Source organism: Streptomyces sp. NPDC001480, from assembly GCF_042894725.1.
In the GTDB taxonomy this organism is placed as follows: Bacteria; Actinomycetota; Actinomycetes; order Streptomycetales; family Streptomycetaceae; genus Streptomyces.
On the sequence record NZ_JBIAVX010000034.1, the window covers coordinates 29,165 to 53,388 of the forward strand.

Annotated in this window: 22 protein-coding genes and 1 pseudogene; 4 read left to right on the plus strand and 19 right to left on the minus strand. The window is 69.2% G+C overall.

Features of this window, described 5'->3' with window-relative positions; all coding sequences use genetic code 11:
* Window positions 1–3: 3 nt before the first annotated feature.
* The 12 genes from nuoL to ACFY01_RS43795 are packed head-to-tail and all read right to left on the minus strand — an operon-like array spanning window position 4 to window position 12,841.
* Window positions 4–1,950, minus strand: coding sequence for an NADH-quinone oxidoreductase subunit L (gene nuoL, locus ACFY01_RS43740; RefSeq protein WP_390741357.1), 1,947 nt, complete (start codon window positions 1,948–1,950; stop codon window positions 4–6).
* Between the two features lie 15 nt (window positions 1,951–1,965).
* The gene (gene nuoK, locus ACFY01_RS43745) at window positions 1,966–2,265 is read right to left on the minus strand and encodes an NADH-quinone oxidoreductase subunit NuoK (RefSeq protein ID WP_361449666.1); all 300 of its coding nucleotides are present in this window, start codon (window positions 2,263–2,265) and stop codon (window positions 1,966–1,968) included.
* Window positions 2,262–3,104, minus strand: coding sequence for an NADH-quinone oxidoreductase subunit J (locus ACFY01_RS43750; RefSeq protein ID WP_390741358.1), 843 nt, complete (start codon window positions 3,102–3,104; stop codon window positions 2,262–2,264). Before ACFY01_RS43750 ends, nuoK begins: the two co-directional genes overlap by 4 nt.
* Entirely contained in the window at window positions 3,101–3,751 is a 651-nt protein-coding gene (gene nuoI / locus ACFY01_RS43755; RefSeq protein ID WP_390741359.1) for an NADH-quinone oxidoreductase subunit NuoI, read from the minus strand. The genes ACFY01_RS43750 and nuoI overlap by 4 nt, the downstream gene beginning before the upstream one ends.
* Window positions 3,744–5,108: an NADH-quinone oxidoreductase subunit NuoH gene (gene nuoH, locus ACFY01_RS43760; protein ID WP_390741360.1), complete on the minus strand. Its 1,365-nt coding sequence runs from the start codon at window positions 5,106–5,108 to the stop codon at window positions 3,744–3,746. The genes nuoI and nuoH overlap by 8 nt, the downstream gene beginning before the upstream one ends.
* Entirely contained in the window at window positions 5,105–7,609 is a 2,505-nt protein-coding gene (locus ACFY01_RS43765) for an NADH-quinone oxidoreductase subunit G (RefSeq protein ID WP_390741361.1), read from the minus strand. Before ACFY01_RS43765 ends, nuoH begins: the two co-directional genes overlap by 4 nt.
* Window positions 7,606–8,955: an NADH-quinone oxidoreductase subunit NuoF gene (gene nuoF / locus ACFY01_RS43770; RefSeq protein WP_361812130.1), complete on the minus strand. Its 1,350-nt coding sequence runs from the start codon at window positions 8,953–8,955 to the stop codon at window positions 7,606–7,608. The genes ACFY01_RS43765 and nuoF overlap by 4 nt, the downstream gene beginning before the upstream one ends.
* Window positions 8,952–9,824 (minus strand): NADH-quinone oxidoreductase subunit NuoE, encoded by an 873-nt coding sequence (nuoE, locus tag ACFY01_RS43775; RefSeq protein ID WP_390741362.1) that lies wholly within the window; start codon window positions 9,822–9,824, stop codon window positions 8,952–8,954. The genes nuoF and nuoE overlap by 4 nt, the downstream gene beginning before the upstream one ends.
* Entirely contained in the window at window positions 9,821–11,155 is a 1,335-nt protein-coding gene (locus tag ACFY01_RS43780; protein WP_390741363.1) for an NADH-quinone oxidoreductase subunit D, read from the minus strand. The genes nuoE and ACFY01_RS43780 overlap by 4 nt, the downstream gene beginning before the upstream one ends.
* The gene (locus tag ACFY01_RS43785; RefSeq protein ID WP_390741364.1) at window positions 11,152–11,916 is read right to left on the minus strand and encodes an NADH-quinone oxidoreductase subunit C; all 765 of its coding nucleotides are present in this window, start codon (window positions 11,914–11,916) and stop codon (window positions 11,152–11,154) included. Before ACFY01_RS43785 ends, ACFY01_RS43780 begins: the two co-directional genes overlap by 4 nt.
* Entirely contained in the window at window positions 11,913–12,467 is a 555-nt protein-coding gene (locus ACFY01_RS43790) for an NADH-quinone oxidoreductase subunit B family protein (RefSeq protein ID WP_361466338.1), read from the minus strand. The genes ACFY01_RS43785 and ACFY01_RS43790 overlap by 4 nt, the downstream gene beginning before the upstream one ends.
* A 14-nt stretch (window positions 12,468–12,481) precedes the next feature.
* Complete coding sequence (locus tag ACFY01_RS43795; protein WP_007383963.1) at window positions 12,482–12,841, minus strand: NADH-quinone oxidoreductase subunit A; 360 nt, start codon at window positions 12,839–12,841, stop codon at window positions 12,482–12,484.
* A gap of 762 nt (window positions 12,842–13,603) precedes the next feature.
* On the opposite strand from ACFY01_RS43795, the gene ACFY01_RS43800 reads away from it, so the two are divergent.
* On the plus strand, window positions 13,604–14,419 hold the full coding sequence (locus ACFY01_RS43800) for a C40 family peptidase (protein WP_390741365.1): 816 nt from the start codon (window positions 13,604–13,606) through the stop codon (window positions 14,417–14,419).
* Between the two features lie 210 nt (window positions 14,420–14,629).
* Here ACFY01_RS43800 and ACFY01_RS43805 read toward each other — a convergent pair whose 3' ends face one another.
* The gene (locus ACFY01_RS43805; RefSeq protein ID WP_390741366.1) at window positions 14,630–15,964 is read right to left on the minus strand and encodes a geranylgeranyl reductase family protein; all 1,335 of its coding nucleotides are present in this window, start codon (window positions 15,962–15,964) and stop codon (window positions 14,630–14,632) included.
* A gap of 48 nt (window positions 15,965–16,012) precedes the next feature.
* On the opposite strand from ACFY01_RS43805, the gene ACFY01_RS43810 reads away from it, so the two are divergent.
* Together ACFY01_RS43810 and ACFY01_RS43815 are read left to right on the plus strand one after the other, a co-directional pair.
* The gene (locus ACFY01_RS43810) at window positions 16,013–16,522 is read left to right on the plus strand and encodes a GNAT family N-acetyltransferase (RefSeq protein WP_390741367.1); all 510 of its coding nucleotides are present in this window, start codon (window positions 16,013–16,015) and stop codon (window positions 16,520–16,522) included.
* A gap of 158 nt (window positions 16,523–16,680) precedes the next feature.
* Window positions 16,681–16,998, plus strand: coding sequence for a PASTA domain-containing protein (locus ACFY01_RS43815; protein ID WP_390741368.1), 318 nt, complete (start codon window positions 16,681–16,683; stop codon window positions 16,996–16,998).
* On the opposite strand, the gene ACFY01_RS43820 is transcribed toward ACFY01_RS43815, so the two are convergent.
* From ACFY01_RS43820 to ACFY01_RS43835, 4 genes are read right to left on the minus strand one after another with little or no spacing between them, the layout of a single operon-like run.
* Window positions 16,985–17,680 carry a demethylmenaquinone methyltransferase gene (locus ACFY01_RS43820; protein ID WP_390741369.1) on the minus strand — a complete coding sequence of 232 codons (696 nt, stop codon included), beginning with the start codon at window positions 17,678–17,680 and terminating at the stop codon, window positions 16,985–16,987. The genes ACFY01_RS43815 and ACFY01_RS43820 overlap by 14 nt on opposite strands.
* Before the next feature lie 52 nt (window positions 17,681–17,732).
* Entirely contained in the window at window positions 17,733–19,067 is a 1,335-nt protein-coding gene (locus ACFY01_RS43825; RefSeq protein ID WP_390741370.1) for an acyltransferase family protein, read from the minus strand.
* Window positions 19,067–21,379, minus strand: a complete 2,313-nt coding sequence (locus tag ACFY01_RS43830; protein WP_390741371.1) for a bifunctional polysaccharide deacetylase/glycosyltransferase family 2 protein — start codon at window positions 21,377–21,379, stop codon at window positions 19,067–19,069. The genes ACFY01_RS43825 and ACFY01_RS43830 overlap by 1 nt, the downstream gene beginning before the upstream one ends.
* Before the next feature lie 19 nt (window positions 21,380–21,398).
* Window positions 21,399–21,749, minus strand: coding sequence for a hypothetical protein (locus ACFY01_RS43835; protein WP_390741372.1), 351 nt, complete (start codon window positions 21,747–21,749; stop codon window positions 21,399–21,401).
* A gap of 390 nt (window positions 21,750–22,139) precedes the next feature.
* Here ACFY01_RS43835 and ACFY01_RS43840 point away from each other — a divergent pair, with 390 nt between their 5' ends.
* Window positions 22,140–23,165, plus strand: a complete 1,026-nt coding sequence (locus ACFY01_RS43840; RefSeq protein WP_390741373.1) for a chitinase — start codon at window positions 22,140–22,142, stop codon at window positions 23,163–23,165.
* 27 nt (window positions 23,166–23,192) lie between these two features.
* Here ACFY01_RS43840 and ACFY01_RS43845 read toward each other — a convergent pair whose 3' ends face one another.
* Together ACFY01_RS43845 and ACFY01_RS43850 are read right to left on the minus strand one after the other, a co-directional pair.
* Window positions 23,193–23,792: a hypothetical protein gene (locus ACFY01_RS43845; protein WP_390741374.1), complete on the minus strand. Its 600-nt coding sequence runs from the start codon at window positions 23,790–23,792 to the stop codon at window positions 23,193–23,195.
* Window positions 23,793–23,819: 27 nt separating this feature from the next.
* Window positions 23,820–24,224, minus strand: a pseudogene (locus ACFY01_RS43850) (dehypoxanthine futalosine cyclase); the annotation flags it as partial.

Consider the following 24,224-nt stretch of genomic DNA (forward strand, 5'->3'; position numbering starts at 1 on the left):
GTATCAGACCGCCCTCATCAGCAGGGTCGCGGCGACCAGGAGTGCCGCGCCGCCGAACATCGAGACCGCGTAGGAGCGCACGAAGCCGTTCTGGAGCCGGCGCAGCCGTCCGGACAGGCCCCCGAAGGAGGCCGCGGTGCCGTTGACGACCCCGTCGACCAGGGTGTGGTCGACGTACACCAGGGAGCGCGTGAGGTGCTCGCCGCCCCGCACCAGGACGACGTGGTTGAAGTCGTCCTGGAGCAGGTCGCGCCGGGCGGCCCGGGTGAGCAGCGACCCGCGCGGGGCGACGACCGGGACGGGCTTGCGGCCGTACTGGGCCCAGGCGATGCCGACGCCGATGACCAGGCACACCATGGTCGCGCCGGTGACCGCGCCGGCACTGAGGGGCGAGTCGCCCTCGCTGTGACCGGTGACCGGCTCCAGCCACTTCAGGAAGCGGTCGCCGAAGCTGAACAGACCACCCGCCGCGACCGAGCCCACGGCCAGCACGATCATCGGGATCGTCATGACCTTCGGGGACTCGTGCGGGTGCGGCTCGGCGTGCTCGCCGTGGTGCTCGGCCGCGGGCTCGGCGCTCGGGGCCTCGGGAGAACGAGTGGGCTGGTTCCGCCAGCGCTCCTCGCCGAAGAACGTCATCAGCATCACCCGCGTCATGTAGAACGCGGTGATGGCCGCGCCCAGCAGGGCCACGCCGCCGAGGATCCACCCCTGGGTGCCGCCCTTGGCGAAGGCCGCCTCGATGATCTTGTCCTTGGAGAAGAAGCCGGACAGTCCCGGGAAGCCGATGATGGCGAGGTAGCCGAGGCCGAAGGTGGCGAAGGTGACCGGCATGTACTTGCGCAGGCCGCCGTACTTGCGCATGTCGACCTCGTCGTTCATGCCGTGCATGACCGAACCGGCGCCGAGGAACAGCCCGGCCTTGAAGAAGCCGTGCGTCACCAGGTGCATGATCGCGAAGACGTAGCCGATGGGGCCGAGGCCCGCGGCCAGCACCATGTAGCCGATCTGCGACATGGTCGAGCCGGCCAGCGCCTTCTTGATGTCGTCCTTCGCGCAACCGACGATCGCACCGAACAGGAGCGTGACCGCGCCGACCACGGTGACCACGAGCTGCGCGTCGGGCGCGGCGTTGAAGACGGCCGCCGACCGGACGATCAGGTACACGCCCGCGGTCACCATCGTCGCCGCGTGGATGAGGGCCGAGACCGGGGTCGGGCCCTCCATCGCGTCCCCGAGCCAGGACTGGAGCGGGACCTGGGCGGACTTGCCGCAGGCGGCGAGCAGCAGCATCAGGCCGATGGCGGTGAGCCTGCCCTCGGAGGTGTCGCCGGCGTGGCTGAACACCGGGCCGAAGGCGAAGGACCCGAAGGTGGTGAACATCAGCATGATCGCGATCGACAGGCCCATGTCGCCGACGCGGTTGACCAGGAAGGCCTTCTTGGCGGCCGTGGCCGCGCTGGGCTTGTGCTGCCAGAAGCCGATCAGCAGGTAGGAGGCGAGACCGACACCCTCCCAGCCGACGTACAGCAGCAGGTAGTTGTCGGCGAGGACCAGCAGCAGCATCGCCGCGAGGAACAGGTTCAGGTAGCCGAAGAAGCGGCGGCGGCGCTCGTCGTGCTCCATGTACCCGACCGAGTACAGGTGGATCAGCGAGCCGACGCCGGTGATCAGCAGCACGAACGTCATCGACAGCTGGTCGAGGCGGAAGGTGACGTCCGCCTGGAAGCTGCCCACGGAGATCCACGTCCACAGGTGCTGGGTGAGCGTGCGGTGTTCGGCGTTCTTGCCCAGCAGGTCGGCGAAGAGGATCACGCCGAAGACGAAGGAGGCCGTCGACAGGAGCGTGCCGATCCAGTGGCCGACGGCGTCGAGGCGCCGGCCGCCGACCAGCAGGACGGCCGCTCCGAGCAGGGGCGCCGCGATCAGCAGCGCGATCAGGTTCTCCACGATTATCCCGACCCCTTACAGCTTCATCAGGCTGGCGTCGTCGACCGAGGCCGAGTGGCGGGCGCGGAACAGCGACACGATGATCGCCAGACCGACGACGACCTCGGCGGCGGCCACGACCATCGTGAAGAAGGCGATGATCTGGCCGTCGAGGTTGCCGTGCATCCGGGAGAAGACGACGAACGCGAGATTGCAGGCGTTGAGCATCAGCTCGATGCACATGAACACGACGATCGCGTTCCGCCTGATGAGCACGCCGGTCGCACCGATCGTGAACAGCAGCGCCGCGAGATACAGGTAGTTGACGGGGTTCACTTCTGCGCCTCCTCGGCCCGCTTGAGGTTCGCCGGCTCGATCGTCGTGCGCTCCAGGCGCTCCTCCGCGCGCTGCTCCAGGGCCCGCAGGTCGTTGAGGGCCTCCGTCGACACGTCCCGGATCTGGCCGCGTTCGCGCAGCGTCTTGCTGACCGTGAGCTCCGACGGGGTGCCGTCGGGCAGCAGACCCGCGATGTCGACGGCGTTGTGCCGGGCGTACACGCCGGGCGCGGGCAGCGGCGGCACGTACTTGCCCTCGCGGACGCGCTGTTCGGACAGCTCGCGCTGCGTCTTGGCGCGCTCGGTGCGCTCGCGGTGGGTGAGGACCATGGCGCCGACGACGGCCGTGATGAGCAGGGCGCCGGTGATTTCGAAGGCGAAGACGTACTTGGTGAAGATGAGGGACGCCAGTCCCTCCACATTGCCGTTCGCGTTCGCCTGGCCGGTGCCGTCGAACTCCTTCAGGGAGGCGTTCCCGATGCCGCCGAGCAGCAGGATGCCGAAGCCCACCCCACACAGGAGGGCCAGCCAGCGCTGGCCCTTGATGGTCTCCTTCAGCGAGTCCGCGGCCGTGACGCCGACGAGCATCACCACGAACAGGAACAGCATCATGATCGCGCCGGTGTAGACGACGATCTGCACGATCCCCAGGAAGTAGGCGCCGTTGGCGAGGTAGAACACCGCCAGGACGATCATCGTGCCGGCGAGACAGAGCGCGCTGTGCACGGCCTTCTTCATGAAGACGGTGCACAGGGCGCCGATCACGGCGACGGTGCCGAGGACCCAGAACTGGAAGGCCTCTCCGGTGGAGGTGGAGTAGGCGGCGAGCTGCGCGGTCATCGGCCGATCACCTTCTGGGAGGCGGGTTCGTCCGCACCGAAGGTCGAGGCGGCCTCCTGCGGCACCTCGCCCTTGGAGCGGGCCACCTGCGGTACGGTCCCGGGCGCGGCCTCGGTCACCAGGCCCCGGTAGTAGTCCTGCTCGTCCATGCCGGGGTAGATGGCGTGCGGGGAGTCGACCATGCCCTCCTCGAGTCCGGCGAGCAGCTGCTCCTTGGTGTAGATGAGGTTGGCGCGGCTGCTGTCGGCCAGCTCGAACTCGTTGGTCATCGTGAGCGCGCGCGTGGGGCACGCCTCGATGCACAGGCCGCACAGGATGCAGCGGGCGTAGTTGATCTGGTAGACGCGGCCGTACCGCTCGCCCGGCGAGTAGCGCTCCTCGTCGGTGTTGTCGGCACCCTCGACGTAGATGGCGTCGGCGGGGCAGGCCCAGGCGCACAGCTCGCAGCCGACGCACTTCTCCAGGCCGTCCGGATGGCGGTTGAGCTGGTGCCGTCCGTGGAACCGCGGAGCCGTGGTCTTCTTCTGCTCCGGGTACTGCTCGGTCAGCCGCTTCTTGAACATGGCCTTGAAGGTCACGCCGAAGCCGGCCACGGGGTTCTGGAAGCCAGGCTTCGCCTGCCCGGCCTCCTGGGGCTCCTCAGCCATCGGACGCCTCCTTTCCATCCGAAGATCCGTCACTGACAGTGTCCGCCCCACCACTGACAATCAGCTCCCGGTCGCGGTGCGAGCGACGCCTCGGCACCGGCGGAAGCTCCTGTCCGGGCAGCGGCGGCACCGGGAATCCACCGGCCATCGGGTCGAACCCGGCCGGCTGGGCTGCGGGCGGCTCGGCCTTCCTGGCCTTGTCGCGGAACATGTCGGCCACGAAGGACAGCAGGAGCAGGGCCAGGACGGCGCCGCCGACGTAGAGGGTGATGTCGGCGAAGTCGTAGTTCTCGTTCCTGAGGGTCCGCACGGTCGCGACGAGCATCAGCCACGTCACGGAGACGGGGATGAGGACCTTCCAGCCGAGCTTCATCAGCTGGTCGTAGCGGACACGCGGGAGTGTGCCGCGCAGCCAGATGAAGAAGAACAGCAGCAGCTGGACCTTGATCACGAACCAGAGCAGCGGCCACCAGCCGTGGTTCGCGCCCTCCCAGAAGGTGCTGATCGGCCAGGGGGCACGCCAGCCACCGAGGAACAGCGTGGTCGACACGGCCGAGACCGTCACCATGTTGACGTACTCGGCGAGCATGAACATCGCGAACTTGATCGACGAGTACTCGGTGTTGAAGCCGCCGACCAGGTCGCCCTCGGACTCCGGCATGTCGAAGGGGGCGCGGTTGGTCTCGCCCACCATCGTGACGATGTAGAGGATGAAGGAGACCGGCAGCAGCAGGATGTACCAGCGGCCCTGCTGCTGCTCGACGATCGTCGACGTCGACATCGACCCCGAGTAGAGGAACACGGAGGCGAACGCCGCGCCCATGGCGATCTCGTAGGAGATCATCTGCGCGCAGGAGCGCAGGCCGCCGAGGAGCGGATAGGTGGATCCGGAACTCCAGCCCGCCAGCACGATGCCGTAGATCCCGACCGAGGCGACCGCGAGGATGTAGAGCATCGCGATCGGCAGGTCGGTGAGCTGCATCGGGGTGCGGTGCCCGAAGATCGAGATCTCGTTGTCGGCCGGTCCGAACGGGATCACCGCGATCGCCATGAAGGCCGGGATGGCCGCGACGATCGGCGCGAGGACGTACACCACCTTGTCCGCGCGCTTGACGATGACGTCTTCCTTGAGCATCAGTTTGATGCCGTCGGCCAGCGACTGGAGCATGCCCCAGGGGCCGTGCCGGTTGGGGCCGATGCGCAGCTGCATCCAGGCGACGACCTTGCGCTCCCAGACGATGGAGAACAGTACGGTCACCATCAGGAAGGCGAAGCAGAAGACGGCCTTGATGACGACCAGCCACCAGGGGTCGCGGCCGAACATCGAGAGGTCTTCAGCGGCGAGGTACGGGCTCATGCCTCCACCTCCTTGGGGGCCTCTTCGGCGAGTGCCGCCGGGCCGATACGGACGAGGGCGCCGGGCTGTGCCCCGGTGTCGGAGGCGACACCGGCGCCGACGGAGTTCAACGGGAGCCAGACCACCCGGTCGGGCATCTCCGTGACCTGGAGCGGGAGTTCCACGACCCCGGCGGGGCCGGTCACCGCGAGGAGGTCGCCTTCCGCGACGCCCGCCTCGGCGGCCGTCGCGGCGGACACGCGCGCGCGTGCCGCGTGCCGGGTTCCGGTGAGCGCCTCGTCGCCCTCCTGGAGCACGCCCTGGTCGAGCAGCAGCCGGTGCCCGGCCAGCACGGCCTCCCCGGCGGCCGGACGCGGCAGCGCACGCGCCGTCTCCAGCGGCTCGGAGGCCCGCGGCCCGTCCCAGGCGCCGAGCCGGTCCAGTTCCGCACGCGCGGTCCGCAGATCCGGCAGGCCGAGGTGTACGTCCATGGCGTCGGCCAGCATCTGGAGCACCCGCGCGTCGGCCGGTGCCAGACGGCGGGTCATCTGGTCGGGCTTGAGCGCGGCCTCGAAGGGGCGGCCCCTGCCCTCCCAGTTGAGGAAGGTGCCCGCCTTCTCGGCGACCGCGGCGACCGGCAGGACGACGTCGGCGCGTTCGGTGACCTCGCTGGGCCGCAGCTCCAGCGACACCACGAACCCGGCCTCCTGCAGCGCCTCACGCGCGCGTGCCGGATCCGGCAGGTCGGCGACCTCCACACCCGCGACCAGCAGGGCCTGGAGCTCACCGCTCGCGGCGGCCTCGACGATCTGGCCGGTGTCGCGGCCGTAGCGGTGCGGGAGTTCGGCCAGCCCCCAGGCCGCGGCGACTTCCTCACGCGCGCGCGGGTCGGTCGCCGGACGCCCGCCCGGCAGCAGCGACGGGAGCGCGCCCGCCTCGATCGCGCCGCGTTCCCCGGCCCGCCGGGGAATCCACACCAGCCCCGCTCCGGTCGCGGACGCGGCACGTACGGCGGCGGTGAGGCCACCGGCGACCGAGGCCAGCCGCTCACCGACGACGATCACCGCGCCCTCGGTGCGCAGCGCCTCGCCGGCCAGGGTTCCGGCATCCTCCAGGCCGACACCGCTCGCGAGCGCGTCCAGCCACTCCGTCTCGGTACCGGGAGCGGCCGGCAGCAGCGTGCCACCCGCCTTCTCCAGGCCGCGCGTGGCGTGTGTGGCCAGCGAGAACACCCGCTGCTTGCGCTTGCGCCAGGCCTTGCGCAGCCGCAGGAAGACGCCGGGTGCCTCCTCCTCCGACTCGAACCCGACCAGCAGGACGGCGGGCGCCTTTTCGAGAGCGGTGTACGTGACGCCCGTACCGTCGATGTCACGGCCGTGCCCGGCCACCCGGGCCGCCAGGAAGTCGGCTTCCTCGCTGCTGTGCACCCGCGCGCGGAAGTCGATGTCGTTGGTGTCGAGGGCCACGCGCGCGAACTTGCTGTACGCGTAGGCGTCCTCGACGGTGAGGCGTCCGCCGGTGAGGACGCCGGTCCTGCCGCGCGAGGCCAGCAGTCCCTGGGCGGCGATCTGCAACGCCTCCGGCCAGGAGGCCGGTTCGAGCTCGCCCTCGGCGTTTCGCACCAGCGGCGTGTCGAGCCGGTCCTTCGTTTGTGCGTAACGGAACGCGAAGCGTCCCTTGTCGCAGATCCACTCCTCGTTGACCTCGGGGTCGTCGGCGGCGAGCCGCCGCATGACCTTGCCGCGCCGGTGGTCGGTGCGGGTCGCGCAGCCGCCCGAGCAGTGCTCGCAGACCGACGGCGACGAGATCAGGTCGAAGGGGCGGGAGCGGAACCGGTAGGCCGCCGAGGTGAGCGCGCCGACCGGGCAGATCTGGATGGTGTTGCCGGAGAAGTACGACTCGAACGGGTCGCCCTCACCGGTGCCGACCTGCTGGAGCGCGCCCCGTTCGAGCAGCTCGATCATCGGGTCGCCGGCGACCTGGTTGGAGAACCGGGTGCAGCGGGCGCACAGCACGCACCGCTCGCGGTCGAGCAGTACCTGTGTGGAGATCGGGACCGGCTTCTCGTACGTCCGCTTCTTCCCGCCGAAGCGGGACTCGGCGTTGCCGTGCGACATCGCCTGGTTCTGGAGCGGGCACTCGCCGCCCTTGTCGCAGACCGGGCAGTCCAGCGGGTGGTTGATGAGCAGCAGTTCCATCACACCGTGCTGGGCCTTCTCGGCGACCGGCGAGGTGAGCTGGGTCTTCACCACCATGCCGTCCGTGCAGGTGATCGTGCAGGAGGCCATGGGTTTGCGCTGGCCCTCGACCTCGACGATGCACTGGCGGCAGGCGCCGGCGGGGTCGAGCAGGGGGTGGTCGCAGAAGCGGGGGATCTCGATGCCGAGCTGTTCGGCGGCCCGGATGACCAGGGTGCCCTTGGGCACGCTGATCTCGATGCCGTCGATCGTCAGCGTGACGAGGTCTTCCGGCGGGACCGCCGCCTGCCCTCCTCCGGTGGGAGCGCTGGTGGTCACGGTCATGCGTTCACCTCCGGGCGGTCCGCCCAGGCCGTCGACTTGGCCGGGTCGAAGGGGCAGCCCCGGCCCGTGATGTGCTGCTCGTACTCCTCGCGGAAGTACTTGAGCGAGGAGAAGATCGGCGAGGCGGCGCCGTCGCCGAGGGCGCAGAAGGACTTGCCGTTGATGTTGTCGGCGATGTCGGCGAGCTTGTCGAGGTCGGATGTGACGCCCTTGCCGGCCTCGATGTCCCGCAGCAACTGCACCAGCCAGTAGGTCCCTTCGCGGCAGGGCGTGCACTTGCCGCAGGACTCGTGGGCGTAGAACTCGGTCCAGCGGGTGACGGCCCGCACGACGCAGGTGGTCTCGTCGAAGCACTGGAGTGCTTTGGTGCCGAGCATGGAGCCGGCGGCGCCCACTCCTTCGTAGTCGAGTGGGACGTCGAGGTGCTCGTCGGTGAACATCGGTGTCGAGGAGCCGCCGGGCGTCCAGAACTTAAGCCGGTGCCCGGGGCGCATCCCGCCGCTCATGTCGAGGAGCTGGCGGAGTGTGACGCCGAGCGGGGCCTCGTACTGGCCGGGGCTGGCGACATGGCCGCTGAGCGAGTAGAGCGTGAAGCCCGGGGACTTCTCGCTGCCCATCGACCTGAACCATTCCTTGCCGTTTTTCAGGATGGCGGGAACCGACGCGATCGACTCGACGTTGTTCACAACAGTCGGGCACGCGTAGAGGCCCTCGACGGCAGGGAAGGGGGGACGCAGCCGCGGTTGACCACGGCGGCCTTCGAGCGAGTCGAGCAGTGCGGTCTCCTCACCGCAGATGTACGCGCCGGCGCCGGCGTGCACGGTGAGCTGGAGGTCGAGTCCGCTGCCCAGGATGTTCTCGCCGAGGTAGCCCGCCGCGTAGGCCTCGCGCACGGCCTCGTGCAACCGCCGCAGAACGGGGACGACTTCACCACGCAGATAGATGAAGGCATGCGAAGACCTGATGGCGTAACACGCGATGACGATGCCCTCGATGAGGCTGTGCGGGTTGGCGAAGAGGAGCGGGATGTCCTTGCAGGTCCCGGGCTCCGACTCGTCGGCGTTGACAACTAGATAGTGCGGTTTTCCATCACCCTGCGGAATGAACTGCCACTTCATTCCCGTCGGGAACCCCGCGCCGCCCCGCCCGCGCAGACCGGACTCCTTGACGTACGCGATCAGGTCGTCCGGCGACATGGCGAGCGCCTTGCGGAGCCCTTCGTACCCCTCGTGCCTCCGGTAGACGTCCAGCGTCCAGGACCTGTCCTCGTCCCAGAAGGCCGACAGCACGGGTGCGAGCAGCTTCTCCGGGCTGGTGTCCTTGAGTTCGGCGGCCACGCTCATCACTCACCCTCCTCGGCGGTAGGCCCTGCCGGGTGGGACGGGTCCGAGGCCGATGTCTCCTGCGGCGCGTCATGCGAACTGAGGTGCTCGGCCGGCGACGGCTCGTGCGCCGCCCGGTCCTGCGGTTCGTCGTGCGGTCCGCCGTCCCGCGGATGCACCACCCGCGCGGGTGCGGCCTCTCCCCTTGCCAGGCGAAGGCCCACCAGCGAAGCGGGTCCCGCGCTGCCGCTCTCCTCGACGGCCCCTGGCCGCTCGTCGGGGAAGCCCGCCAGGATCCGGGCGGTCTCCTTGAAGGTGCACAGGCGTGCCCCGCGCGTGGGCTCGACGGGCCGTCCCGCGCGGAGGTCGTCGACCAGGCGGGTGGCGCTGGCCGGGGTCTGGTTGTCGAAGAACTCCCAGTTCACCATCACGACCGGCGCGAAGTCGCAGGCCGCGTTGCACTCGATGTGCTCCAGGGTGATCTTGCCGTCGCCGGTGGTCCCGCCGTTCCCGACGCCGAGGTGCTCCTGGAGTTCCTCGAAGATCGCGTCGCCGCCCATCACCGCGCAGAGGGTGTTGGTGCAGACGCCGACCTGGTAGTCACCGGACGGCTTGCGCCGGTACATGGTGTAGAAGGTGGCGACCGCGGTGACCTCGGCCGTGGTCAGGTCCAGCATGTCCGCGCAGAACCGCATCCCGGTGCGCGTGACGTGGCCCTCCTCCGACTGCACCAGGTGCAGCAGCGGCAGCAGGGCCGATCGGGAGTCGGGGTAGCGGGCGATGATCTCGCGCGCGTCCGCCTCCAGCCGGGCTCGGACGTCGTCCGGGTAGCCGGGCGCCGGCAGCTCGGGCATGCCGAGGCTGACGCCCCGCTCCGAAGAAGAGGTGGTCACCGGTCGACGCCTCCCATCACGGGGTCGATGGACGCGACGGCGACGATGACGTCGGCGACCTGGCCGCCCTCGCACATCGCCGCCATGGCCTGAAGGTTGGTGAAGGACGGGTCGCGGAAGTGGACCCGGTAGGGGCGGGTGCCGCCGTCGGACACGGCGTGCACCCCGAGCTCGCCCTTGGGCGACTCGACCGCCGCGTACGCCTGTCCCGGCGGGACGCGGAAGCCCTCCGTGACCAGCTTGAAGTGGTGGATCAGGGCCTCCATGGAGGTGCCCATGATCTTCTTGATGTGGTCGAGGGAGTTGCCGAGTCCGTCCGGTCCCAGCGCGAGCTGGGCGGGCCAGGCGATCTTCTTGTCGGCGACCATGACCGGGCCCGGCTGGAGCCGGTCCAGGCACTGTTCGACGATCCCGAGCGACTGGCGCATCTCCTCCAGGCGGATCAGGAAGCGGCCGTAGGAGTCGCAGGAGTCCGCGGTCGGGACCTCGAAGTCGTAGGTCTCGTAGTCGCAGTACGGCTGTGTCTTGCGCAGGTCGTGCGGCAGGCCGGTGGAGCGGAGGATCGGGCCGGTGGCGCCGAGGGCCATGCAGCCGGCCAGGTCGAGGTAGCCGACGTCCTGCATGCGGGCCTTGAAGATGGGGTTCCCGGTGGCGAGCTTGTCGTACTCCGGGAGGTTCTTCTTCATCTTCTTCACGAACTCGCGGATGTGGTCCACCGCGCCGGGCGGCAGGTCCTGCGCGAGTCCGCCGGGGCGGATGTACGCGTGGTTCATCCTCAGGCCCGTGATGAGCTCGTAGATGTCGAGAATCATTTCACGATCACGGAATCCGTAGATCATGATCGTGGTGGCGCCGAGTTCCATGCCGCCGGTGGCGATGCACACCAGGTGGGAGGACAACCGGTTCAGCTCCATCAGGAGCACCCGGATGATCTTGGCCCGTTCGGTGATCTGGTCCTCGATGCCGAGGAGTTTCTCGACGGCGAGGCAGTAGGCGGTCTCGTTGAAGAAGGACGTCAGGTAGTCCATGCGCGTCACGAACGTGGTGCCCTGCGTCCATGTCCGGTACTCGAGGTTCTTCTCGATACCGGTGTGGAGGTAGCCGATGCCGCAGCGGGCCTCGGTGACCGTCTCGCCCTCGATCTCCAGGATCAGGCGGAGCACCCCGTGGGTGGACGGGTGCTGGGGACCCATGTTGACGACGATGCGCTCGTCGTCGGCACGGGCCGCGGACTGGACGACCTCGTCCCAGTCGCCACCGGTGACCGTGTAGACGGTGCCCTCGGTGGTCTCGCGCGCCGAGGCGGACGCGGCTGCTGACTGCGTGCTCACGAGTACGACCTCCGCTGGTCCGGAGCCGGAATCTGGGCGCCCTTGTACTCGACGGGGATGCCGCCGAGGGGGTAGTCCTTGCGCTGCGGGTGGCCCTGCCAGTCGTCCGGCATCATGATCCGCGTCAGGGCCGGGTGACCGTCGAAGACGATCCCGAAGAAGTCGTAGGTCTCGCGCTCGTGCCAGTCGTTGGTCGGGTAGACGGAGACCAGCGACGGGATGCGCGGGTCGTCGTCGGGAGCGCTGACCTCGAGGCGGATCAGCCGGTTGTGGGTGATCGAGCGCAGGTGGTAGACGGCGTGCAGCTCGCGGCCCTTGTCCTGCGGGTAGTGGACGCCGCTGACGCCGGTGCACAGCTCGAAGCGCAGGGCCGGGTCGTCGCGCAGGGTCTGCGCGACGCGCAGCAGGTGCTCGCGCTCGACGTGGAAGGTGAGCTCGCCGCGGTCGACGACCGTCTTGCCGATCGCGTTGTCGGGCAGCAGGCCCTGTTCCTCCAGCGCGCCCTCGAGTTCGTCGGCGACCTCGTCGAACCAACCGCCGTAGGGCCGGGTCGCCGGGCCCGGGAGCCGGACCGAGCGGACCAGGCCGCCGTAGCCGGAGGTGTCGCCGCCGTTGTTGGCGCCGAACATGCCGCGCTGGACGCGGATCTCCTCGCCGCCCTGGCCGCGGTGGCCGGGCAGGTTGGAGGCGGCGAGGTCCTTCTCGGGGTTCACCCCGTTCGCGGACCCGTTCACGCCGTTGGTGCCGTTCGCGTCGCTCACCGCAGCAGCCCCTTCATCTCGATCGTGGGCAGGGCCTTGAGCGCCGCCTCCTCCGCCTCGCGGGCCGCCTCCTGGGCGTTCACGCCGAGCTTGGAGGACTGGATCTTCTGGTGGAGCTTGAGGATCGCGTCCATCAGCATCTCGGGGCGGGGCGGGCAGCCTGGCAGGTAGATGTCCACCGGGACGATGTGGTCGACGCCCTGGACGATCGCGTAGTTGTTGAACATGCCGCCGGAGGAGGCGCAGACACCCATGGAGATCACCCACTTCGGGTTGGGCATCTGGTCGTAGACCTGCCTGAGCACCGGCGCCATCTTCTGGCTGACCCGGCCCGCGACGATCATCAGGTCCGCCTGGCGCGGTGAGCCGCGGAAGACCTCCATGCCGAAGCGAGCCAGGTCGTAGCGGCCGGCTCCGGTGGTCATCATCTCGATGGCGCAGCAGGCGAGGCCGAACGTGGCGGGGAAGACGGACGCCTTGCGCACCCAGCCCGCGGCCTGCTCGACGGTGGTGAGCAGGAAACCGCTCGGCAGCTTTTCTTCGAGTCCCATGTCCTAAAGGCCCCTCAGTCCCATTCCAGGCCGCCGCGCCGCCACACGTACGCGTAGGCGACGAAGACGGTGAGCACGAAGAGCAGCATCTCCACGAGCCCGAAAACACCCAGGGCGTCGAAGGTGACGGCCCAGGGGTAGAGGAAGACGATCTCGATGTCGAAGACGATGAAGAGCATCGCCGTCAGGTAGTACTTGATGGGGAAGCGCCCGCCGCCGGCCGGCGTGGGGGTCGGCTCGATACCGCACTCGTAGGCCTCGAGCTTGGCGCGGTTGTACCGCTTCGGACCGATCAGCGTGGCCATGACCACGGAGAAGATCGCAAAGCCTGCCCCGAGGGCTCCCAGTACGAGGATGGGCGCATACGCGTTCACCGCTCCTCGCTCCTCTCAGTCGGCACTGACTGCTGGCGGTTGCGTCGGACCATCCGCCTCACAGGTGCCACGAACCCCGCTCGTCCCGGGCGAAGATCGAGAACATGTGAAGCAGGTCACAAGCCCGACTGCCTCGCATCTTATGCCCGCCGCTCTGTGATCTGCGACACGGCGTTTGGCACAAGCTTTGTGATCTCCACCACCTGACGAACGATCATGAAGTCGGATGAGCAGTGATCTTCACACCGGAAGCGTCCGAGTGATCACCAGAAGTGACATTTTCGCTCGTCACCGCAGGCCGGAAGGCGCGTCTCAATATCAAGAGACTTCCCTTGCATGCAAATTCGCGCTGGACGTCATGCCCTGCTAGAGGCTCGCGTTCACACATCGGAGGGAGGTGCGGTGCGGAATGTGGACGCGTGCACGCGTTCACGAAGTCCGTCGCGTGACACGGCTGTAATTCGGTCGTGATCTACGCGCGAGACGCGGCCCCACCGGTGACCGTTCCGTGACCTCCGCCACATCCATGAGAGGCGCCTGAGAACCGGGCTTGGCCACCGAGCGCAACCAATGGTAGGCGGAGGGCAATTCGGACGTAATCATGAAAACCCATGATCAACGGCCTGATCACCTGCGTCCGCAATGTCCGTTACGGCGTCAATAAGGAACGACACGCGCGGGTTTCAGGGGCTCGGTTGAGTAAATGTGGCGCAGCACACGTTTCTTGAAGATATGAAGGAGCCCCTGGTACCGCTTATCCCCATGTCCCACACCGCTCACATACGCAGCCACCGGAAACCCCGCCGCAGCGCGTCGAAAATCGCGATGCGGGCCGGAGTTGCCGGTGGCGTCCTCAGCACCCTGGCAGTGGCCGGGGCGTCCGGCGCGGCCAACGCGGCCGAGCCGGTGACTCAGACGCTCGAACTGCCCACGCTGACGGCCGACGTGGCCACCCAGGTCGCCCAGTCCGCGGACGCCACGCAGCAGGCCGCCGCGAACTACCAGCTTCAGGCCGAGCGTGACGCGGCCGCCGCAAAGGCCGCCAAGCAGGCCAAGTCGGACCTCGCGGACGCGAAGCAGAAGGCGGAGGCCAAGAAGAAGGCCGCGCAGGAGGCCGCCCGCAAGGAGGCCGCCGCCCGCGCCTCGCGCAACTCGGAGCGGACCACCCTCTCCGCCAAGGCGACCGTCAACACCTCCACGAGCACGTCCTCGTCGACGGCCACGGGTTCGGCCGCCGCGGTCGTCGCGTTCGTCAAGGCGCAGATCGGCAAGGCGTACGTCTCCGGTGCCACCGGCCCGTCCGCCTACGACTGCTCCGGTCTGGTGCAGACGGCGTTCAAGCAGGTCGGGATCAGCCTTCCGCGTGTCTCCCAGGACCAGTCGACGGCCGGCACCCAGGTGTCGCTGAGCAACCTTCAGCCGGGCGACATCCTGTACTGGGGCAGCGCGGGCAGCGCGTACCACGTCGCGGTGTACGTGGGCGACGGCATGTTCGTCGGCGCGCAGAACCCCTCCAGCGGCGTCGGGGAGCACCCGCTCTCCTACGACCCGCCGACCGGTGCCGTGCGGGTGCTCTGACCGCACCCCACCCACGCGTGAAGGGCCGCAGCCGCTCGGGGGCAGCGGCCCTTCGGCGTCCCCCGTGATGCTCAGTCGTCCAGCATGACCCAGTTGTCCATAACGGCCCAGTTGCCCAACATGTCGGACATGTCGTCAGCTGGACGCGGAACGGCCCGGCGGGAGGACGTGTCCACCCGCCGGGCCGTCAGGACGCTGCCGTCAGGAGGCTCACGCCTTCGGCGCCACCCGGCTCAGCCCGTTGATGATCCGGTCCATCGCGTCGCCGCCCGTCGGGTCGGTGAGGTTGGCCAGGAGCTTCAGGGTGAACTTCATCAGCATCGGGTGGGTCAGGCCGCGCTGGGCGGCGATCTGCATGACCTTCGGGTTGCCGATGAGCTTCACGAAGGCGCGGCCCAGCGTGTAGTAGCCGCCGTAGGTGTCCTTGAGGACGCGCGGATAGCGCTGGAGGGCCAGTTCGCGCCCGCCGGGCGTGGGCCGCGCGTGGGCCTGCACGATGACGTCGGCGGCGAGCTGGCCGGACTCCATGGCGTAGGCGATGCCCTCGCCGTTGAAGGGGTTCACCAGTCCGCCGGCGTCGCCGACCAGCAGCAGGCCCTTGGTGTAGTGCGGCTGGCGGTTGAAGGCCATCGGGAGGGCGGCGCCGCGGATCGGGCCGGTCATGTTCTCCGGCGTGTAGCCCCAGTCCTCGGGCATGGAGGCGCACCAGGCCTTCAGGACCTCGCGCCAGTCCAGCTCCTTGAAGGAGTCGGAGGTGTTGAGCACGCCCAGGCCGACGTTGCTCGTCCCGTCGCCCATGCCGAAGATCCAGCCGTAGCCGGGCAGCAGGCGGTCCTGGGGGCCGCGGCGGTCCCAGAGCTCCAGCCAGGACTCCAGGTAGTCGTCCTCGTGGCGCGGCGAGGTGAAGTAGGTGCGGACCGCGACGCCCATCGGGCGGTCCTCGCGGCGGTGCAGGCCCATCGCCAGGGACAGGCGGGTGGAGTTGCCGTCGGCGGCGACGACGAGCGGCGCGTGGAAGGCGACCTCGCGCTTGTCCTCGCCGAGCTTGGCGGTGACGCCGGTGATGCGGCCGGTGCGGTCGTCGACGATGGGGCCGGAGACGTTGCAGCGCTCGTACAGCCGCGCGCCGGCCTTCTGGGCCTGCCGGGCGAGCTGCTCGTCGAAGTCGTCGCGCTTGCGGACCAGTCCGTAGTCGGGGAAGGAGGCGAGATCGGGCCAGTCCAGCTGGAGGCGGACGCCGCCGCCGATGATGCGGAGGCCCTTGTTGCGCAGCCAGCCGGCCTCCTCGGAGATGTCGATGCCCATCGCGACGAGCTGCTTCACGGCGCGCGGGGTCAGGCCGTCGCCGCAGACCTTCTCCCTCGGGAACTCGGTCTTCTCCAGCAGGAGTACGTCGAGTCCGGCCCTGGCGAGGTGGTACGCGGTGGTGGAGCCGGCTGGCCCCGCGCCCACGACGATCACGTCGGCGGTGTTGTCGGAGAGGGGCTCGGTCACGGCGGGATCTCCCCAAGGTTCGTAATGTGCGTGCCGACCGGCACTGGACATGGGCAGTCTATTCAGCAGCATTGATCACCCGGCTGAAGGGCTGCCTCCGTGAACCGACCTCTCCCCGCGGTACGACTGCGCGTCCCCACCCACGAGGACGCGTTCGCCTGGCACCGGGCCTTCGACGACCCCGAGGTCATGGAGTTCTTCGGCGGCACGCCGGCGGCCCTGTCGGTCTACGAGGAGCTGACCGCCCGACAGCGCCGGCACGACGCCGAGCGGGGCTTCTGCCTGTGGTCCCTGCTCGGCGAGGACGACGAGGTCATCGGCTTCACGGGCGCCCAGCCGTGGCCGCGGGAGTGGGGACCGAAGGGCGAGATAGAGATCGGCTGGCGGATCGGGCGGGCGCACTGGGGCAGGGGGTACGCGACCGCGGCGGCGCGCGAGACGCTCGACCGGGTGCGGGCGGCGGGCGTGCCGGAGGTGGTGGCCGTGATCAGCTCCGGCAACGAGCGTTCCGCCGCGGTGGCCCGGCGGCTGGGCATGGAACCCGCTGAGACCTACACGCACCCGAGGCTGGACGTGCCCGCGCTCTGCTACCGGCTCGTTCTGACCTGAAATGACCCGTTGACCCGAAATGACCCGGAAATTGATTACTTAGCGTAATCGACTGTCACAGAAAGACACTTAAAGCTTCCGGCTGCCGTGCGCACGGGGTTACCCTTCCAGTACCACTGGGGGTGACATCTGTGCGCATAACACCCAAAACACCCGAAGTGCGCGTACCTCGTCTCGTCGGCTTGATGGCCGTCGACGCGCGCGAGACCGCCCAGGCGTGGGGACTGTTCCTCAACGCCCCGGACCGGCCGGACTTCCCCCACACCGTCGTCGACTACGTCGTGCGCCAGTACCCGCAGCCCGGGGCCGAGGTGCCCCGGGAGTCCATGGTGTACGTGTGGTTCGACTTCGGTGAGGGAGAGGGCGGCGGGGGCGTGCGGGAGCCTCGCATCCCGAGGCCGCCCAGGGGCGGGATGCAACGCGAACTGGACGAGCCGGGCGATCCGTACGCCGTCGTCGGCTTCAGCTCTCCTTGAAACCCCGGTGCAGGGCGACCACACCGCCCGTCAGGTTCCGCCACGCGACCCGGGACCAGCCCGCCTTGCGCAGCCGTTCGCCCAGCGCGGGCTGGTCGGGCCAGGCGCGGATGGACTCGGCGAGGTAGACGTAGGCGTCGGGGTTGGAGGAGACCGCCCGTGCGACCGGCGGCAGGGCGCGCATCAGGTACTCGGTGTAGACGGTGCGGAAGGGCGCCCAGACCGGGTGCGAGAACTCGCAGATCACCACCCGCCCGCCGGGCCGGGTCACCCGGTACATCTCACGGAGCGCCGCGTCCGTGTCCTGCACGTTGCGCAGGCCGAAGGAGATCGTCACGGCGTCGAAGGTGTCGTCCTTGAACGGCAGCCGCGTGGCGTCGCCGGCCGTGAAGGGCAGCCAGGGATTGCGCGTCTTGCCGACCTGGAGCATGCCCAGGGAGAAGTCGCAGGGGACCACGTAGGCGCCCGTCTGCGCGAACGGCAGCGACGAGGTGGCGGTCCCCGCGGCGAGGTCCAGGACCTTCTGCGCGGGGCGCGCGTCGACCGCCTTCGCGACCTCCTTGCGCCAGCGCCGGTCCTGCCCCAGGGACAGCACGTCGTTGGTCAGGTCGTACCGTTCCGCCACGTTGTCGAACATCGAGGCGACTTCGTGCGGCTGCTTGTCCAGGGATGCGCGGGTCACGGGCCCATTGTGGCAGCAGGGCCCCCGACCCCGCCGCAGCACCCTCGGCCGGTCACGGCAGCAGCCTCGGCTTCTTCTTCGCCGCCACGTCCTCCACCCAGCCGCACAGCACGACGAACAGCGCGATCAGGACCCAGCCGATGCCGAACATGAACCACTGGCTGTCCAGCGGCAGGTACTTCTCGAAGGCGGGGACGTTCCAGAACTGGTCGATCAGCGGGACGGCGAGGACCAGCGCGATCTCGTGCCAGAGGTAGATCGTCACCGCGCGCGCGTTGAAGACCGTGACCGTCCGGTCCAGCCGCTTGAAGCGGGTGAGCCAGGCGAAGTCGATCCGGAAGTACACCTTCGCCCACATCAGCAGCATCACGAACCCGGCCGACCAGAAGGCCTGCGCGAGGGGGTTCTCGTCCAGGTCGTACGTGCCGAAGTCGGCCTGGTGCGAGAAGGCGTACCAGCCGCCGTACCCGAGCGCGGCGAACGAGAGCACGACCACCGGGGCCGGTTTCATCCGCTGGAGCACACCGTCGCGGTGGGCGAAGCCGAGGATCCAGCAGAAGAGGTACGTCGACAGGTCCCACAGGGCGCTGCCCAGCCGGTTGTCCGGGCCGGACCAGACGAAGTTCAGCACCAGGATCGGCGCGAGGGACAGCGCCAGCACCGGGACCGGGGCGAGCCGGAAGACCGGTAGCAGCAGCGGGGAGAGCAGGACGAACCAGAGATACGTGCGCAGGTACCAGAGGATCTCCCAGGCCTGCTCACCCCAGGCGTTGCCCGGCGGGTCGCCGAGCGGCACGATCCAGTAGACGATCTGCCAGTCGGGGATCCAGTCGTGGATCAGCATCGCCAGCACCACGAAGACGCCCCAGAACCAGAAGGGCGGCAGCAGTCTGCGCAGCCGGCTCCTCAGGACCTTGGCCGCGGGGCGCTCCAGCGACTTCGCCATCAGGGTGCCGGCCAGGCCGAACATGATCCCCATGGACGGGAAGACCATGCCGCACCAGGCCCAGCCGAAGGTGTGATAGGTGACGACGCGGATGAGGGCGACGGCGCGGAGGGTGTCGAAGTAGCGGTCGCGGCCCGTGGGCCTGGACTTGGCCCGGGGCCTCCGCTCCTCGGCGGCGGACGCCCGGGGTTCGGGGCCGGGGTCCGGTTCGGGCCGGGGTTCGGGGCCGGCGTCCGGTTCGGGAGCCGGCTCCACCACCGGCAGCGGCGCCGTGGCCTCCGCCACCGTGGCCTCAGTCGCCGTGGCCTCCGCCGCCGCGACGTGCCCGTAGTCCGCATACTGCTGCGGATACTGCTGCGGATACAGCTGCTCCCCGTACCGGTAGCCGTCGTACCCCTGCGGATACGGCTGCCCGTATCCCTGCTGCTGCTCCCAGCTCATCAGCCGCTCACCCCCGCCGGCGTCCCGACCTCGCCCGTGCGCTTGAGCTTCTGCCAGCGCAGCCGGCCGCCGGTGAGGGCGGTGATGCAGGAGTGGATGAGGACGAGGTACATCATCTGCCGGTAGGCCAGCTGTTGCAGCGGCATCATCAGCAGGTAGCGGTACTTCTCCCGGTCCAGCCGGAAGGCGTACGCCGCGCACACGAGCTGGACGGCGAGCACCGCGAGCCAGGCGAGCAGTGCCGCCTGGAAGTCGATGAAGATCATCGAGTAGGCGGTGAACACGTCGATGAGCGGGGCGAAGACCGGCGTGACGATCTGGAAGAGCACCACCAGCGGCATGCCGACCCGGCCGAAGCGCCCCGAGGGCCCCTTGTCCGTGAGGGACTTGCGGTGCTTCCACAGCGCCTGCATGGTGCCGTACGACCAGCGGTAGCGCTGCGACCACAGCTGCTTGAGCGAACCGGGCGCCTCCGTCCAGGCCTTGGCGTGCTCCTGATAGACCACCCGCCAGCCCGCGCGGTGCATGGCGATGGTGATGTCGGTGTCCTCGGCGAGGGTGTCCTCGCTCATGCCGCCGACCTCCAGCACCGCGTCCCGGCGGAACGCGCCGATCGCGCCCGGGATGGTGGGCATGCAGCGCAGCAGGTCGTACATGCGCCGGTCGAGGTTGAAGCCCATCACGTACTCGATGTGCTGCCAGGCGCCGATGACCGTGTCGCGGTTGCCGACCTTGGCGTTGCCCGCGACCGCGCCGACCTCCGGGTCGGCGAAGGGCTGCACCAACTGCCGTACGGTGTCCGCTTCGAAGACGGTGTCGCCGTCCATCATCACGACGATGTCGTGACTGGCGTTGCGGACGCCGTTGTTCAGGGCGGCCGGCTTGCCGGCGTTCTCCTGGCGGATGACCCGGACGTTGCGCATGCCGAGCGACTCGGCCGCGCCGCGCGCGATCTGGGACGTGTCGTCGGTCGAACCGTCGTCGACCACGATGATCTCGATCGGATGAGTGCTCTGCGCCAGCGACTCGAGGGTGTTGGCGATGCACTCCTTCTCGTTGTACGCCGGGACGATCACGCTCACCGGCTGGGTGACCGTCGGGCCCCAGCTGAAGCGGCGTTTGTTGCGCTGTCTGTAGTGGCGCCGGGCGAGGATCAGCATCATCCCGAAGCGGCCCATGACGGCGACGCCCACGACCAGCAGCCCGTACGACAGGGTGGGCACGGTCCACTCGGCGACGGCGACGGCGACGATGAGGGCCTTGCCCTCGTAGAGGGTCATGCCGGTGGCGGTGCGGTGGGCCGCCTGGAGGCGGGCGATGGTGCTCGCGCCACCCTGACTGCCCTGACCACCCCGGCCGTTCTCACCGCCCGGCGCGGCACCGGGCCCGCTCCCGGGCTGTCCACCACCCGTCGTCTGCCGCTCCGCCGCGTTCTGCTTCTGGACGACACCGCTGATGGTGGTGAAGGTGTAGCCCTTCGCCTTCATCTTCTTGATGTACTGCGGCAGCGCCTTGATGGTCTGCGACCGCTCACCGCCCGCGTCGTGGAAGAGCACGGAAGCACCCTTGGTGCCCTTCGGCGTGGCCCACTTGACGATCTTCGAGACGCCCGGCTTCTTCCAGTCGTCGCTGTCGGTGTCGACGAAGACGCTGGTGTAGCCGTCCTTGCCGAGCTTCTCGTACACGGGCCAGCTGTAGTTGTCGATGGCGTCCGTCTCCGAGGAGTACGGCGCGCGGAACAGCGTGGTCGTGATGCCGGCCGCGCCCGCGAGGGCGAGCTGTGTCTGCTGCATCTCGCGGTTGACGCGGGCGTCGCTCTGGTACGACAGGTCGACGTGCGTGAAGGTGTGGATGCCGACCTCGTTGCCCTCGCCGACCATCGTCTTCACGATGCTCGGGTAGCGCGACACCATCGAGCCGACCAGGAAGAACGTGCCGGGCACGTCGTTCTCCCGGAGGATCTTGAGCACCTGCGGCGTCCAGGTCGGGTTCGGCCCGTCGTCGAAGGTGAGCGCGATGGTCTTGTCCGGCACGGAGACCGTGGTCGCCCGGCCGCCCCGGAAGGTGAGGATCGGGTCGCCGTCGAGGATCTTGTCGGGGACCTTGCTGGAGCTGGCGCCGGTACGCACCCGCTGGTCGCCGCCGACCTCGGCGCGCAGATAGCCGTCGAGCAGCATCACGCAGGTCAGCGCCAGCAGGAGCAGCAGGGCGAGGATGACACGCGGTTTCTGCAGGGCCGCGGCCTTGCCGGCCGCCCGCTCCATGCGGGTGGGGGCTCGGCGTCTGCGGCGTGCGGGTGTCGAAGTAGTCATGAGGGTGGCTGCGCTCCCGTCAGTTGGCGGACGCGGACGAGGTGGCGGTGGCCGACGAGGTGGCGGTGGCCGTGGCCGTGGGTGCGACCGTGGCTGTGGCCGCGGGTGTGCCCCTGGGCGTGGGCGGCGCCGACGGGGCGCCGCTGGGCAGGCCGGCCTGGCGGCCGATGCCGCCCTGCGGCGCGTAGCCGCCGGGGGCCTGGCCGCTCCGCCCGCCCGCGAAGGGCAGCAGCGAGGACGGGGTGAGCGAGGTGCCCCAGCCCATGAAGGCCATGACGAGCACGACGGCGTAGCCGGCACACACGACACCCACGCCGAGGCCGATGCGGCGCAGCACTCTGGACCGACGTCCGGAGTTGTCAACGAACACGGGCCCCTCGGCGGACCCGTTGCCACGTTTGCGACGGCGACCGCGCCCCTCTGCGGCGCTTTCGATGGCAGTCTCGGAATGCATTCCCCGGATATTAGGGACTCTTTATGTGTCCGCACCCCTTCTTCTTGTGAAGTGGCCATGAGAAACGCCCCAAGCTATCTGTTTCCTGAGAGATTCTGTGAAGTCCTGCGCAACGCCACCACGGGCGGAAAATCCGCGAACAACCCTTTCAGGCAGCCCAGTTGGCCCGATTCGCACCCTGCGACCCATGCATTGCCTGTGCATTCTCCGTCGAATTGAACATCGGCTTCGCATGAGACGTTTTCCTTTTGAAGGAGACTTTGTTTCAGTGCTGAGACACAAATCACGAGAGCGGGTGCAGTAGCCATGAGGGGTTTCCTGAAGCCGGCGGCCGGGCTCACATGCCTGTTTGCCATGGCAGTCACGGGGTGCTCCTCGGGCTCCGGCGGAACGTCGGACGCGGCGCCCGCGCCCCCGGAACGCAGTGCCGCGAGCACCGAGGCCGCGGCCGCTTCGAGCACCTCCTACGCCCCGTACGTCAGCGCCACCACCGCCTCCGACAACGACTCCGCGGGCTCCCCGACGACGTACAACCTGGCCTTCGTGATCGCCGACGGCAGCGACTGCACACCGAAGTGGAACGACGAGTACGCCATCGGCAACTCGGCGGTGAAGAGCCGGATTTCGCAGCTGAAGCAGGACGGCGCCACGGTGCGGGTGTCCTTCGGCGGCGCCTCCGGCAAGGAGCTGGCGGCCACCTGCGACAGCGCGTCGAAGCTGGCCGCCGCCTACGCCGAGGCGCTGGACGCGGCGGGCGCCACCGAGGCCGACTTCGACATCGAGGGCGACGAACTGACCGACTCCGACTCGGTCGCCCTGCGCTCGAAGGCGATCGCCCTGCTCCAGAAGGACCGCGACGACCTCACGGTCTCCTTCACCCTTCCCGTGATGCCCTCCGGGCTGGACGACGACGGCCTGGCGCTGCTGGAGTCCGCGAACGAGTACGACGTCCAGGTCTCGACGGTCAACATCATGACGATGAACTACGGCGAGTCGTACACCGGCGACATGGGCGACTACGCCCTCACCGCCGCCAGGGCCACCCACACCCAGCTGAAGAAGGTCTTCGGCCTGTCCGACGCGAACGCCTGGCGGGGCATGGCGCTGACCTCGATGATCGGCGTCAACGACGTCGACAACGAGACGTTCACCCTTTTCGACGCGGCCCAGGTGCGGACGTTCGCCGAGGAGAAGGAGATCGCCTGGGTGTCGATGTGGGCCGGCTTCCGGGACCAGCAATGCGACGACGACTCCGCGTCCGACGACGCGGCGACCGACTGCAGCGGGGTGAAGCAGAGTTCGGGGGCGTTCGGGAAGGCGTTCGCGGGCTGAGCCGGCGTTCCCCGGCACGAGCCGTGATCAGCGACCCCGGTACACCAGCCGGCCGCCGATCACGGTCGCCACGCAGGTCCCGGCACCACGCCGGACCAGTTCGGCGCGGTCCGCGACGTCGAACACGGCGAATCGGGCGGGACCGCCCGGCACCAGCCTGGGCAGCAGGATCAGCGGGGCCGGGGACAGCGCCGCCGGGCCTGGGAGGCGGTCCGGCCGCTGTCCCACCGCGAGCCCGGCCCTGCGCACCGCGTCGGCCACGGCCCGCGACCGCAGTTCCCCGGCCACCGCCACCGTGCCGTGCGCCAGCATCCGCTGCACCCCGCGCCGCGCGCTCGCGCCCAGGCGGGCGGGGTCGGTGCGGAAGATCTCCCGCGCCCGCTCCCCGCCGATGGGCTCGGTACCGAGGGCGTCTGCCTCGCGCGGGTCGGGGTGGTACGTGGCCTCCAGGAGCTCCGGGCCGTACGGGTTCAGCAGTCCCGGAGTCAGGATGCCGGGCCAGCGCCGCACCCTCGCCCGCGGGTGGGCGTCGGCAAGTTCCTGGTAGGGGCCGACGGCGGCGACGGACGCCCCGTCGACCAGGACCGCCGCCTCCGGCGACTGCTCGGCGACGTGAAGTGTCAGCACGGAACCCCTGCTCGGCTCTGGTCGGCTCTAGTTGGACGCCAGCAGCTTCAGCTCGGGGTGGGCGGTGCCGCCCGCGATCGCCGTGGACGAGATGTGCGACATCACGCGCTCGTCGACGGGGTCGTTCGCCGGGTCGTCGTGGACGACGAGGTGCTCGTACGTCGTCGCGCGCTGCGCCGGGACCCGGCCCGCCTTCCTGATGAGGTCGATGATCTCCAGCCGGTTGGAGCGGTGCTTGGCGCCGGCCGAGGAGACCACGTTCTCCTCCAGCATGATCGAGCCGAGGTCGTCCGCGCCGTAGTGCAGCGACAGCTGACCTACCTCCTTGCCGGTGGTCAGCCAGGAGCCCTGGATGTGCCGCACGTTGTCGAGGAAGAGGCGGGCGACGGCGATCATCCGCAGGTACTCGAAGAGGGTGGCCTGGGTGCGGCC